12 protein-coding genes and 2 pseudogenes are annotated in these 13187 nt (G+C 55.3%); 10 read left to right on the forward strand and 4 right to left on the reverse strand.

Going from position 1 to position 13187, the window contains the following annotated elements:
* Window positions 1-3 precede the first annotated feature (3 nt).
* Window positions 4-972 carry a P-type DNA transfer ATPase VirB11 gene (gene virB11 / locus AWB67_RS26250; protein ID WP_268808104.1) on the forward strand — a complete coding sequence of 323 codons (969 nt, stop codon included), beginning with the start codon at window positions 4-6 and terminating at the stop codon, window positions 970-972.
* 137 nt (window positions 973-1109) lie between these two features.
* Window positions 1110-2036: an HNH endonuclease gene (locus AWB67_RS26255; RefSeq protein ID WP_087659139.1), complete on the forward strand. Its 927-nt coding sequence runs from the start codon at window positions 1110-1112 to the stop codon at window positions 2034-2036.
* Window positions 2037-2339: 303 nt separating this feature from the next.
* On the opposite strand, the gene AWB67_RS26260 is transcribed toward AWB67_RS26255, so the two are convergent.
* Both AWB67_RS26260 and AWB67_RS26265 read right to left on the reverse strand, forming a co-directional pair.
* Window positions 2340-2546 carry a hypothetical protein gene (locus AWB67_RS26260; RefSeq protein ID WP_125477678.1) on the reverse strand — a complete coding sequence of 69 codons (207 nt, stop codon included), beginning with the start codon at window positions 2544-2546 and terminating at the stop codon, window positions 2340-2342.
* A gap of 11 nt (window positions 2547-2557) precedes the next feature.
* Window positions 2558-3157, reverse strand: a complete 600-nt coding sequence (locus AWB67_RS26265) for a DUF29 domain-containing protein (RefSeq protein ID WP_087659141.1) — start codon at window positions 3155-3157, stop codon at window positions 2558-2560.
* Window positions 3158-3349: 192 nt separating this feature from the next.
* On the opposite strand from AWB67_RS26265, the gene AWB67_RS26270 reads away from it, so the two are divergent.
* The 6 genes and pseudogenes from AWB67_RS26270 (at window position 3350) to AWB67_RS26295 (ending at window position 6439) form a co-directional block, all read left to right on the forward strand.
* Window positions 3350-3544, forward strand: coding sequence for a hypothetical protein (locus tag AWB67_RS26270; RefSeq protein WP_087659142.1), 195 nt, complete (start codon window positions 3350-3352; stop codon window positions 3542-3544).
* Window positions 3545-3565: 21 nt separating this feature from the next.
* Window positions 3566-3844: a hypothetical protein gene (locus tag AWB67_RS26275; protein WP_087659143.1), complete on the forward strand. Its 279-nt coding sequence runs from the start codon at window positions 3566-3568 to the stop codon at window positions 3842-3844.
* Between the two features lie 27 nt (window positions 3845-3871).
* Window positions 3872-4180 (forward strand): hypothetical protein, encoded by a 309-nt coding sequence (locus AWB67_RS26280; RefSeq protein WP_087659144.1) that lies wholly within the window; start codon window positions 3872-3874, stop codon window positions 4178-4180.
* Between the two features lie 46 nt (window positions 4181-4226).
* Window positions 4227-4748, forward strand: a complete 522-nt coding sequence (locus AWB67_RS26285) for a hypothetical protein (protein WP_087659145.1) — start codon at window positions 4227-4229, stop codon at window positions 4746-4748.
* Between the two features lie 81 nt (window positions 4749-4829).
* Window positions 4830-5152, forward strand: a pseudogene (locus AWB67_RS26290) (transposase); the annotation flags it as partial.
* A gap of 222 nt (window positions 5153-5374) precedes the next feature.
* Window positions 5375-6439, forward strand: a pseudogene (locus tag AWB67_RS26295) (IS630 family transposase).
* 374 nt (window positions 6440-6813) lie between these two features.
* Here AWB67_RS26295 and AWB67_RS26300 read toward each other — a convergent pair.
* Both AWB67_RS26300 and AWB67_RS40895 read right to left on the reverse strand, forming a co-directional pair.
* On the reverse strand, window positions 6814-8904 hold the full coding sequence (locus AWB67_RS26300) for a hypothetical protein (RefSeq protein ID WP_087659146.1): 2091 nt from the start codon (window positions 8902-8904) through the stop codon (window positions 6814-6816).
* 60 nt (window positions 8905-8964) lie between these two features.
* Window positions 8965-9129, reverse strand: coding sequence for a hypothetical protein (locus AWB67_RS40895; protein ID WP_159964943.1), 165 nt, complete (start codon window positions 9127-9129; stop codon window positions 8965-8967).
* 711 nt (window positions 9130-9840) lie between these two features.
* Between AWB67_RS40895 and AWB67_RS26310 the strand changes: the two genes are divergently transcribed.
* Window positions 9841-12585 carry an ATP-dependent helicase gene (locus AWB67_RS26310; RefSeq protein WP_087659148.1) on the forward strand — a complete coding sequence of 915 codons (2745 nt, stop codon included), beginning with the start codon at window positions 9841-9843 and terminating at the stop codon, window positions 12583-12585.
* Between the two features lie 145 nt (window positions 12586-12730).
* Window positions 12731-12937, forward strand: a complete 207-nt coding sequence (locus AWB67_RS26315; protein WP_087659149.1) for a hypothetical protein — start codon at window positions 12731-12733, stop codon at window positions 12935-12937.
* Window positions 12938-13187: the final 250 nt, after the last annotated feature.

Here is a 13187-nt window from a genome sequence, read left to right on the forward strand (position 1 = left end):
AATATGACGTTGGCTCCGTTGCTCCGCTACCTTGAAGATCCAGACGTGTTCGAGGTTCGCGTCAACAAGTTCGGGCAGGTCGTCACCGCCCGAACTGATGGGCGCGAGCGGCACGACGAACCGGCGATCACGCCCGCCTACGTCAACAATCTGACGAACACGCTTCTGTCGTATAACGGCCTGGGACCATCGCCGATCATAGACGTGAAGCTGCCAAACGGCACGCGCGGCGTGATTGTGCGGCCTCCGGCTGTGCTCGAAGGCACCGTGCTCATCTGTTTTCGAAAGCATCTGCAGGTAAGCAAGGGACTGGAGCAGTTGCGCGACGAAGGGCGCTTCGACAACGCGAAGCGCCGCACGATCGAGGACATGCTCAAGCTCGATCCAGTCGAAGAAAGGTTGCTCGGTCTGCTCGATCGCGGCGATGTGGTCGAGTTCATGCGAGAAGTGGTGCGCAGCAAGAAAAACATCTGCGTGTCCGGCAAGACGGGGTCGGGCAAATCGACGCTCACGCGCACGCTGCTGGCTGAAGTTCCGCCAACTGAGCGCGTACTGTTGTTGGAAGACGTACATGAGGTCGAAGCCGATAATCAGCACGAAGTCGGCTACATGATGTACGGGAAGCAAGAGGGCCGAATATCGGCGAAAGAATGCCTGACGGCCGCCATGCGGCTGTCGCCCGACCGTATTTTTCTCACTGAGCTGCGCGACGATGCTGCGTGGGACTATCTGACGGGAGCGAACACGGGGCATCCGGGCGGGATTTTTTCGACGCACGCGGACAACGCGGCGACGACCTTTGCGCGGATCGCGACGCTTGTTAAAGCCTCCGAAGTCGGCCGCACGGTGGACTACGACGTGATTCTGAAAACCGTCATCACGACGGTCGACGTGGTTATCTACATGGCCGAACGTGAAGTAAAGGAGATTTACTATGATCCGGCGTATCGGCGTCGCCAGCTCATGAGCTGATGCGCTTATCGTGGCCGCTGCGTTTGCATTGTGCGCGCCCGCGCGCCAAGTCATGCAGCGACGCACTTATACTTCCCTCGGAACGGCAAGCGTTCGAAGCGCGCCGAATCACACTGAGAAAAGGAAGGGGGCGGGACGTGAAATATTGGTGGGTCAATCAAAACCAGACCTATAAGCACGAGGTGAGCGGCGGTTACCTATGGTCGCCGAAGAAAAAGAAGGACGGCAGCCAAAACTATTTTTACGACACGATGACGCAAGTGAAGGTCGGTGATTTGGTTTTGTCGTTCAGCGACACCCGGATAAAAGCACTCGGAGTTGTGACGTCGCCCGCCGTATCCGCGCCCAAGCCGACGGAATTTGGAAATGCCGGCAAGCAATGGTCGGATGAAGGTTGGTTTGTTGAGGTTGAATATCGAGAGTTAGAGAAGACTATCCGGCCCGCAGACCACATGGGGATCTTGGGCGCGTTGTTGCCCCAGCGCTATTCTCCGTTGCAGGCTAATGGAAACGGCAATCAGGGCGTGTACCTGACAGAATTGCCCGAGGCGATGGCCCAAGCGCTGGGTGTCCTCATTGGCGCCGAATACGCTTCATTGAAACAGAATGCGAAGAACGCTCCCCTTGAGACTCTCAACGACGAGGCAGAAGCGGAGGTCAAGAGGCGCATGGACATCCCTGAAACAGAGAAGATTCAACTTATCAAAGCGCGTCGTGGGCAGGGACTTTTTCGTTCCCGTGTGGAATTATTGGAAAAAGGCTGTCGGCTCACTGACGTAGTAGAACGTCAACATCTCCGCGCCAGCCATATCAAGCCGTGGTGTAAGTCGACGGACGAGGAAAAGCTCGATGGCAACAACGGATTATTGTTGTCACCGCACGTCGATCACCTTTTTGACCGCGGCTTTGTCTCTTTTTCGAGCACTGGGACGTTGCTGGTGGCGAAGCAGCTGGCATCCGGTCTTCTTGCATCATGGCATTTGGACAACACGATTGCGAAAGCTCTTCGACCAGAGCAAGACGAATTCATGGGCTACCACCGCAATAATGTTTTTCTCGGATAAAGCCTGATAGCCCGGGATTCCCTGACAACACCGCCCGGGCGACCAAGAGGGGCCGACTCCACCTGCTGCGCCATCCGACACAACAGGCGCTGCTCGACCCACTGCCGAAGGACGGGTAGTCGCGGCTCTAATGGCAGGTACCAGAGTGAAACGGCCATGCTGCGCCTTCATTTATGGGCTCGTCGTCGGCCATAGCCGACGCTCGCGATGCTTCCACTGTGCGGCTGCAGTTCGTCGCTTCGCTGTCGTTCGACTTCCTGCATGAATTTCAAGTGTCAGTTGCGCATTGCCAATTCATGAGAGTTATTTGGGATGCCGGCGCATCTTCTGCCGACGCATCCCGATCGCGATCGGTAAGGGCATCGCTTCCAGCTCGTTCGGCATGACGCCGTCCACGCGCTCCACCGCGATGACGTAACCATCTTCGGCCGGAACGGAGCAGAGTCCAGTCAGCGGCGGTTGCCGGTCGCCCACGAGCTTCACTTCGATGCGCCCTTGCGCGATGTTCATCTCTTCGTCGTTCACGGCAGTTCCCTCCATCCTTTTTCGTCCGGTAGATAGTAGCCTTCGATCGACAGTATCTGCTCCACGGTCCACGGACAGGTCTTGGGCATCAGGTCGAAGTTGAGACCTAGTGACTTGTGGACATCGAGCGTTGCGCTCAGCCACGAGTGTTCAATCAGCTCGGGGATTTCCGCGATCAAACTGGAGCTATCCTCAATCACGCTCACGATCCACGTTCGGTGCTCGCCAATCTTTTCCTGCCACTGCTGGTTGCGCAACCCCTCGAAGCAATGCCATCTGAGCATTGTCGGCAGAAGTGACTCCATATGCCATTCCAGCTCGCGGCTCATATGGTGCGGGATATCGCCCACCTCTTCGATAAGATTCTCCAGGTCCAGTTCGTGAAAGCGCTTTTCGCGCAGCAGTTTGGCCTGATGTGTCGCCCACGCCGCGAAGTCTTGCTTGTAGCCGGTAGTCATTGCTCTCTCCTTCATCACTTCGGGAAAAGGTCGTAGTTGCGCGAAGCCTTCGGCGGTCCGCTCCGGGTTGTCCGGGTCGGCGGCAATACCGCGCTGGATAGCGGCCTCTTCTTCATCGGTCGGGCGCCGAATCTTCATAACTATGACTCCCCTAGCTTGGGCACTGAACCATTCTACTGGCGGCAGTTGCTCGGCAAAACCGCTGTCGCCACAAACAGCAGTTGCGATACCATTTACCTAGCGGCGGAACCCGGGAGTGAGCCGCGAGATGCTTCGACCCGGCTAAGGTCGTGGTACTGGCGGGGCCGCTCTTCGCACATTGATCACACGATGAACGCCGCCGAACACATCGCAACAACTGGGGAAGTGATGCGGGCAGAGCGCCACAGATTTAAAGCCGAACGTCTGAAGCTCGAAGCCGAACGGCAGAAGCGAGACCGTGAAGACCGCTGGATGAGCATGGCCGCGATCATCATCAGTATCGCGACAACTGCGGATATCGCGATGCATATCTTTCACCGCTAACGGGGCATCGGGAGTTCGGACATGGGCGCCACGACTGAAGAGTTCAAGGCTGAATTAAGAGCGCAAGAAGCAGAGCGAGAAGCGAAGTGGGAGCAGCGGGAACGCGAGAGGCAGGCAGAACGCGAGCGTACGGAAGCAGAGTATCAGCGCAAGAATCGTCGGAGCTGGCGAATTCTCTGGACAATGCTTGCCGTCGAGTGTTCGTTCATCCTTTATCTGGCTGGCCCGACCATCATTCGTGTGCTGATCCGAGCGACCCGAGACTGGCAAGCGCTCTTTCACTCGTTTCCGAATCCATAACCGACCACTTCGGCGAGGAGGGCGACCATGCCGACCGATGAAGAGCGCATGCAGCGATCAGGCGATACCGTGGACGAGATTCACGAGACCGTGCAGCGCATGATCGAGGACAACAAGCGCTGGAACAAAGCGCGGGAAGCCGAACGCGAGGCCGAGTTGGTCTACAGAGAGAAGCACGGCGGAAAATCGAAGGATGAGGTTTGGTTCAAATGGATTGTCGGCGTGCCTGTCGCTCTGTTCGTGCTTGCGTTCCTCGTGTTTATGTACGCGATCCTGCCCATAATCATCAACATACTCATCAAAGCGACCGCGGAATGGCGCGCCCTGTTTCACTGACCAATCTTATCCACAGTTTTTGTGCATAAACCTGTGAGTAACCGACATGGACACGCTCAAATTTGCGCTTGCGCTGGAAGCCGAAGGGATGGAGCCGAAGCACGCCAGCATCATCGCTCATGAAATGTACGCAATCTACGCGCACTCGGTGCTGGGCGGAAAGTACAGAGAGATAGACTACGGGGACTTCGACGAGCTGAGCGCAAGGGCGAAAGCCGTGAGAGATAAGAAGCAAGCGATGGAAGACGCGTTGCGCAAGATGAACGACGAAATGGAGCAAGAGCGAGAAGCCCGAGAAGCCGAACAAGCTAAGTGGCGGCAGGAGCAACAGGCCCGAGAGGCAGAGAGCGCGGCAGCGCAGGAAAGCATTCGCGAGACAACAGCTTACCTGAAGGTGCGGCTAGAGCTGAACCAGGAGCAGAAACGACTCGACTTCGTGCTGGAGCACGGCTCGCCGATGGAGCGCGATGGTCAGTTCCGCTATCACGGCTGGCCGCACCTTGGCTGGTTCAAGACTCAGCGCGCAGCGATCGACGCGGCAGTCAAATACCCACCCGAAGGAGAGTAGGTGTGAAGCCCCATATGTTCCGTATGTCGTCATCACTCGGATGAGGCTTCACGAACGTCGCTTGGGGACGACGCTGCCGCTCCAAAACTGCGGCGCCGCCGTTACCCTGGACGCAAGCCGCTCGACAATCGTGCAGTGCTGACGGGCATCCTCTTCATCTTGCAGACGGGCCTACGGTTGGACCGACTATCGAGTGAGATGGGCTACGGGAGCGGTATGAGTTGCTGGTGCCGCCTGGGTCGCTGGCAGCAGGCGGGCGTCTGGGACCAGTCGCACGAGTTGCTGCTTGCGCGGTTACGTGCCGCCGACCGAATCGACTGGTCCCGCGTCATCGTCGACTCCTCTTCAATCCGTGCTGTCGGCTCAGGTCAAAAGCGGGACCGAATCCCACAGACCGCGTGCGTTTTAGCAGAAACGAAACTGCGTGCGAAACAGTGCCCCTATGCACGTATGCCTATGAACGTGGTTTTTGCAAGCACTTTCGCTTAGGTCGATGCGCTCGAATTCTGCGAGCAAACGGAAAACCGAAAAAAACAGCGGCGGTCACACGATTGGCTGTCTGTTTCCGTGGCCTCATGCCCGCTAGTTGCCCTGCATCATTGAATTGGCACCCCGAGTATGTTTAGATGCAGGTCATGGGAAAGATGAATCTGACCGAGACCGAACGCGACCAACTGCTGTCCGCGGCGCTCAGCCGAACAGTGCGTGCGGCGGACGTACGACGCGCGAAGTTGATCCTGATGCTCGAGGACGGCGAATCGCGCGACAGCATCATGCGCACTCTGGGTTGCGACTCGCGTTTCATCGCGCGCTGGTCGGGGCGCTTTCTTAGCGAGCGACTCGCCGGCATGTATGCGCGGCACCCCGGGCGGGCTCCCAAGCAGCCGCCAGCCAAGCTTGAGGCGCGGGTGCTCAATCGCACTCTCAAGCACAAACCCGCCGACGGCTCGACACACTGGAGCAGCTACAAGCTCGCGGCAGAGCTGGGCGACGTGTCGGTCTCGGCCGTGCAGCGCATTTGGCGCAAGCACGGCATCAAGCCGCAACAACTCGAGCGGCACATGGTCTCCAACGACCCGGACTTTGAGACCAAAGCGGCCGATGTGATCGGGCTTTACCTGAACCCGCCGGCGCACGCAGCGGTGTTCTGCGTGGACGAGAAGACCGCGATTCGAGCACTCGACCGCAAAGACCGGATGCTGCCGCTGTCGCCGGGGCGCGCCGAGAGTCACGGCTTCGAGTACAAGCGCAACGGCACGCTCAGCCTGTTCGCGGCGTTCAATACTGCGACAGGCGAAGTGCTGGGCAAAACGGCGGCGAGCCACACCAGCGAACAGCGTTGTCGCAGATGACATGGATTTCTCTGCGTTTGGGCTGGCTGGCCACGACGTCGGTTAGGAACGCCACAAACCGTCAGCAGCCACAAGACGCGGCGGGTCACCGACTTTCTCAACGCGCATCGCAACGTTCGTCTGCATTTCACGCCGACGTACTCGTCGTGGCTCAACCAAGTCGAAAACTGGTTCTCGCGCATCCAGCGTGATGTGATCGCCCGCGGCATCTTCACTTCAGTAAAAGATCTGGATCGCAAACTCATGCACTACATCCGCGAGCACAACAAAAATCCGAAGCCGATCAAGTGGAAGTATGACGATCCTTCACGTCGAATCCGCCCAGTGCCAAATCAATGACGCAGTCGACTAGACGGCATCACCCTCTTTGCCTTTGCAGACGTTGAGCGCCCTTATTCAGGCGACCGTTTCTCGGTCAAGTCACGCCTTTTGTAGCTAATCTGGTCAGATCGGCAAGCGTGGATTTCATCTCGCACCGTCAGTGATATTCCTATGCTTCTCATAGAAGGCGGAAGCAACTCGCTGAAGCCCTGTGCTTGGTCGAAGGATCCGCGCTTCGTTCACGGCCGTCTTGACGCGTGGAGAGCCCTTTTTTGCGGGCTGCCGAGCTAGAGGGTATTGCGTGGAATGAAAACGGAAGGCCCACCGTACTCTTTCCGAAAGCAAGAAGAAAAAACGGCCGTGGTCTTCGGTCTCGATGCGCCCCGGCGGCATCATCTCCGCGGCTCGATAGACAGATGATCTCGTGATGCGTGGAAAATTGACTGGAACCGCCGCAATGCATTTTGCAATAGCTCCGCCGTGTTCGTATAGTCGCCGCTGTATCGCCCGGACTTGGAATTGATGATCCAGCCCGACGACGTCCGCTTCAACTCGCCCGCTATCCGAGCCGGTTTGAACCCAGTAAGACATGGATGCCCCATCTTATCAATTTCTTCCCCTATCAGCAGCGTACCATTACGATCGATGGTCCATATCAGATACGAATTTTCATCATCTAAGCTGATCTGTGGAAACTTTGCTTCCAGCGACTCGTCTATCGATTCATAGAAGCGCTCCGCAGAACCATTGTTGAGGATTTGACCGTCGCGAATCTCGGATTCCTTAAGATAACGCGGCGCTCTCGGTTCGCCGTATGTTCTGTTGAGGTGGTCGAGAACCCCATCGTCGGAAGGTCGGAGGCGCCTCAGGAAAGAGCTGAAGAACGATTGACTAACGGCCTCTATCGCTTGCAGCGCCTTTGGGGAAGCAGCGTATTTGAGAAGTTCTAGAATGGCGTCGGCCTCAATCTTGTTCCTGATAAGGACAGCGGAAACGGCATGTCCTTGGGGGATATCCGTGGCATCTATGAGTATTGTGAAGGCGGGTCGCGCTTTATATCGGAAGTCTGCAATCCATTGAAATCGTGCGTAGCTACCGGTCAGGAAGCGCAGCTTTTCGGCCTGTCGCTCCGCTAGTTCGCCGGCAGAAACATTGATTTCGTTACCGTCTGTATCGACGAACACGCGCTCTGGCTTGAAGCCCATCAGTGATCGTTTGAAGTCCGAGATCTCCGTTAAACGCACCTCATAGGACAGCTGGTTTTGGAGGGCGGAGAAATCACGCGACCCGCTTTCTAGCCCGAGCCGCACCACCTCTTTCTCGTACACGTCGACGATGGTATTACAGGTGTTGAGCGCATATGATGGCGGCAGTCGCACTTTCTGATGTGTAGCAGATATTAGGAAGTTGGGAACTAAGACCTCATGAGGCTGCTTCCATTTTCCCTCGTCGTCTTTCTCTTGGAGGACTAAGCCCCACTCGTGCGTCACACCGGCCGGACAGGCGAAATCACTCAACGCGGCGATACGCGCACGCGCAAATGGGCCAAGTCGATCATCGTGGACATATAAGGCCTGTTCCGCCACACCTATCTTATAGCCTAGGATGGAAACCGCATGTCCCGCTTTTAGCGTCAGCGTGTTGTCGTCACTAACTCCGAAGACATCAGCGCCTAGGATCAGGGGCAATCCGCTGTCGATATAGCATTTCACTGTCTCGAACAACTCATCTTGCCTGACACGATGAAGGGACTCCGTATGGTGACGCAGGCCTTCAACATCCAGTGCGCGGAGGATTTGCTTATTTGACAGCTCTTTGTTTGGGAAGCTATTACTTGAGCCTTCTATGAAATTGATGGCATTCGTCGTGATTTCACTGCAAGAAGGAATGCTACGAATCGGACGCCACGCCAATGCATTAAGCGCTGACCAAATTGAGGTCGTCGCGCAGGCGGAGACCACCTTGTCCTGCTCCTGAAAAGCGATAGAGTCAATGTAAAGATCAATGCCGAACAGATTGACTTGATAACGCCGCGTCAGAGCTTTCTTCGCTGCGTTCTCGTTGATGCTGTCGTAATGCCTTAGACATGTCTTGCCGATGAATGTCCTAGGCAACGGCTTCACAATCATGAAGCCTAGATAACCCTGCTGAAGGCTTGTCAGTGATTCAGAGTCTCCTTCTGCGAGTAGGTCATCTATTCGTCGGTGGTCGAGCTCCCAATAGAAGAAGTGCAAGCGGGCGCACTTATGACCGATACTGCTAAACCGCTTCACATAGTACCTTGAATAATCCTCAAGATAGTCCTTATCAACATACTCGAATTCGAGCAACACTGAGTTCGCATTCAAGTCCGAGAGGTAACGAAAGATATAATCGACTTGCTTTTTTTTGAAGATATCGGGGAAGTCCGAGCCGAAGCATTCTTTGACTAGGTTACTTAGTGTCGACTTGCCAAACTCGCAAACAAGGAAAGGGCTGGTCATTTCGGGAAGACAAAAAAATAGCAGCCTTGCGGCTGCTACTTGCTAGGTGCAGAGGTCGACTCAGAGACTGTAAGTGCGCGACAGTGCTTCACCACTGACGAATTTGCGGCTAGCTTGGTCTTCGAAACGCTTTTCCGCTTCGGACACACACTTTCGCAGGTCGGCGATCTTGGTATCGTTGACAGTTGACCTTCGAGCAGCGGCGATCAATTCGACGACGGTCATTCGGCGACCTCCCTGAAAATTTTGCTGGAAAATGATCTTAATGCAACCTTGAGCGTTCTGCAAGTACCGAACGCGCGTCTCGCTATTCATATCGGTTCGACACTACCATGATTTCGGCAACAATGCGTGAAACTTGAGTCCACCGCGGTCGAGCAGCAACAATCGGTAATTCTTGCCAGCGAAGACGCTTGTCGGTGCCCAAATAGGTATGCCCGCTTGCTGCCTGTCTTCCAACCCCACGCCCCTACGGCGCAAGATCAGACGGGAGACGCTGGGTCCCAGGGTGAACGACTTTCCGCGAGGGCGCGCAACGGAGCTAGCCGCTGCCTTTCAAGCCCCAATTTGACGTTGTGGTGAGAAAGTGCGGGCGAAGAGATCGTCGGTGCGCCGCGCGACACACGCCAGCCGTTTAACAAGAACGAGGGCTGGCAAGCCGCTAGGCTGAAACGGGCGAATGCGAGCGGCACAGCCCCAGCTTGTCTTCGCACCGTCCGGTACGTGGAACAGCTCCAGTGTGCAAACGCGAAAGCAAGTGACCCCAAAATCATGAAAACAGCGAGCGCTGTCGCACCAAGCGCATTTTACTCCTTGCGTATGCTTAGCTTGAAGCAGTCGTTCAGGCTTCTCTTTTTGTTCACGAGCGAACCGCACTGTCTTCCATGTCGCATTTGAGTTTTGAAGAGACTAAAAAAAGCAAAGGCTGGAGGCCGCATGAATTTTACAGACGATCAACGCAGAGCTATAAATCACTCTGATGGGAATCTGCAGTTGATTGCCTGCGCAGGCTCGGGGAAAACTGAAGTCGTTGCCCAAAGAGTCTTGCAGCTTTTGACGCCCGGCGAGAAGTTTTCAGTTTCTCCTAGAAATATCGTCGCGTTCACCTTTACAGATAAGGCGGCGGCTGAACTTAAGGAGCGAATCTTCCAACGGTGCCGCGAAACGCTTGGCGACCTTGTTGGACTGTCCGAAATGTACGTTGGCACGATCCACGGCTTTTGTCTTGATTTGCTCAAGACTGAGGTGTTGAAGTACCTCAAATTCGAAGTTCTCAGCGATGTTCAGCAAGTCCTCTTTGTAGACCGGAATTCGACCAAGAGTGGACTAACAGCATGTAAAGACCTGCAAGGAAACTTATTGCGGCGCTATGTAGATACGCGCAACTACATAGACGCACTCAGCATTCTCAGGGAGTCGTCTCTAAATCGCCCTGCGCTTGAGGGCTGCTCGATTGTTTCGGGAGTGGCTTCGTATAGCCATTTGTTGGATGACAAAAGCTACTTCGACTACTCGTCCATCCTTGATTGCGCAGCAAAGGCGTTGCGTCACGACGCCAAACTGCGGTCAAGGTTGGCGGATCGAATCAAGCACGTGATCGTTGATGAGTATCAAGACGTAAATCCGATTCAAGAACACGTAGTCAGAGAGCTACACAGCTTGGGAGCGGCGCTATGCGTCGTCGGGGACGATGATCAGGTGCTATATCAGTGGCGTGGCAGCGAGGTGCAAAACATCCTTTCGTTTAAGGAGCGCTACGCTCCGGCGACGCAGATCAAGCTTGAGGAGAATTTTCGGTCCAACGAGGGAATCGTTGAGACATCTAGATTATTCATTGAGCAAAATGCCGAACGCCTACCGAAGCACATGAAGCCGGTTGGCGGTCAAGAGTACGAACCGGGCGATTTGGTTGCCTTAAGCTTCGACGATCCCGAACAGGAAGCGGCTTACATAGTGAAAACGTGTCGTTCTCTCCTTGGCGTGGCAATCAAAGAAGCGGAGGGCGCGCGCCGCGGAATCGCATGGTCCGACATGGCGATCCTGCTGCGTAGCGTTTCCAAAAATGCTGAGCCAATCACGCGCGCACTTCGCGCCGCCGGCATTCCATATCTCGTTGTTGGCATGAACGACTTGTTTGCGACTCCTGAAGCGAATGCTGCACGCGACTTGTTCTACTTTATGGCAGGTCGGCTTGATGAGAAGTCAGTCCTTGAATCGTGGAAAGTTGCGGACACCGGAGCCACACTGTCCTCATTGAAGAAGGCGATTGCCAGTGCTAAGCAGAGCCGAAAAGACATGGTGGCGGGCGAGGAACGTCATGCGGTTTACTCGCCCCAGCGCGTCTTCAGAGATTTCCTAGAGAATGCAAATGTTCGCGAAGAAACTGTCCCCGGTGAGGGCGGGCGCGGTGAGATCCTGTTCTACAATCTCGGAAAGTTCAGCCAGTTGATCTCAGATTTTGAAGCGATTCACTTCCTCTCTGCGCCAAAGGAAAAATACGAAACATTCGCAAGCTTCCTTGAACACAGGGCTGCCGGGTCCTATCCAGAGGGGTGGCAAGCAAACCAATATGCGAATCCGAACGCTGTTCGCATCATGACCGTCCACCAAGCTAAAGGCATGCAGTGGCCGGCGGTCTTCGTTCCCGCACTTCTCAAGAACCGGTTCCCCTCAAAAAAACAGGGCGGTCGAAACGTATGGCATCTCATCCCGAAAAGTGCTGTCGAGGGGCAGGCCCGCTTCGAAGGTAGCCTCGAAGACGAGCGCCGGCTCTTTTACGTGGCAATGACGAGAGCGCAAAAATTTCTGCACATGACCTGGGCGCCGATACCGGGAAATCGCTTATACCAGCTTAAGTCCGAATTTTGGGACAACGTTCTTGCTTCAAAGTATGTAAAGCGTCAACAGCAGGACTATTCGATGCGCAAGCGCTTGCAGGCTACCCCAAAGGCTGGCATCGCGAATGTGACGTTGACCTTTTCGGACATGAAATATTTTTTCGAATGCCCTTATCAGTTCAAGCTGCGCATTCTTTATGGCTTCAATGCGTCAATCGACGAAGCACTCGGATACGGGAAGTCGCTTCACGACGCTTTGGCCGACGTTCATGCACGAGTAATTCGCGGCGAGCAAGTCAGCGAGAGTGACGTGCCGTCGTTGATTGACACGCACTTGCGTGCCCCCTTTGCGTACAAGGCACTCCGCGAAAAGCTTGAGGCGGCGGCAACCAAAGTGCTGACCGACTATATATCCGACAATAAACACGACTTTGGGAACATTGAGTACTCGGAGAAGCTTATCGAAGTGAATATGGGCGACGGCGTTTCGGTGGTTGGTCGAATAGATCTTGTCCGCCGGAAAGACACTGACGAGACGAGTATCGTAGATCTTAAGTCGACGAAGCGAGCGCAACAGGAAGACGTTACTGAAACACAGCTACATATATACGCTCTTGGATACAAGGAGCTGACCGGGCGGAATGCTGACTACGTCGAAACCTACAATCTTGATGAGCGCAAGCGGAATCCCCGTTCCGTTGACGAGGATTTCTTGCAATCGGTTAAGGCGAGAGTGACGCAAGCGGCGAGTGTGCTGCGCGGCGGAACACTTCTACCAACCCCGACAGCTAAGAAGTGTGGAACCTGTGACTACTTTAAAATGTGCGGATCCGCAAAAAAATAACGCAGGTGCTAAGGCGCCGACGTTTTGACGGGAGTTTCAAGCTGGAAAACGCGGGACAAAAAAAGCATCGGCCTTCGGCAGCGCTCGGGTTGCGGCAGCCACAGTACTAGACACCGTGGAAGAACTGTGCGGAAGCGTGCAGCGCATGATCAAGGTCAACAAGCGATTCGTCGAAGCACGCGGAGCCGAGCGTGCGGCCGACCGGGCCTATCGCAAGAAGCACGGCGACAAATCGAAGGACGACGTGATCATGAAGTGGGTCGTCGGCGTGCCCATCGTGCTGTCTGTTTTCACGTTCCTCGTGTTATGCACGCGATGCTGCCAGCCGCTCCAAATTGCACAATCACAGTGAACTATTCGAAACCCTTCTATGAAAATGTGTTGGACAGAAGCACCGGCCGAGCCGCGGGGCTTCTGAATTCAGCCGTCTTCATAGACGGTCGATGTAAGCCCGTGAGCAGACGTTCGAACGACGACGTTTCATTGTCCGCAAAGGCCGAGAAGGAGCGCTCGTCTTTGATGGACGGATGGCCGCTTACGGGGCTGAACTGACGCGTGAATGTCCGACCGACGTGGGAGGACCGTTTGTGGCCGCCGATGCT

It is taken from the genome of Caballeronia terrestris (assembly GCF_001544515.1).
Classification (GTDB): Bacteria; Pseudomonadota; Gammaproteobacteria; order Burkholderiales; family Burkholderiaceae; genus Caballeronia; species Caballeronia terrestris.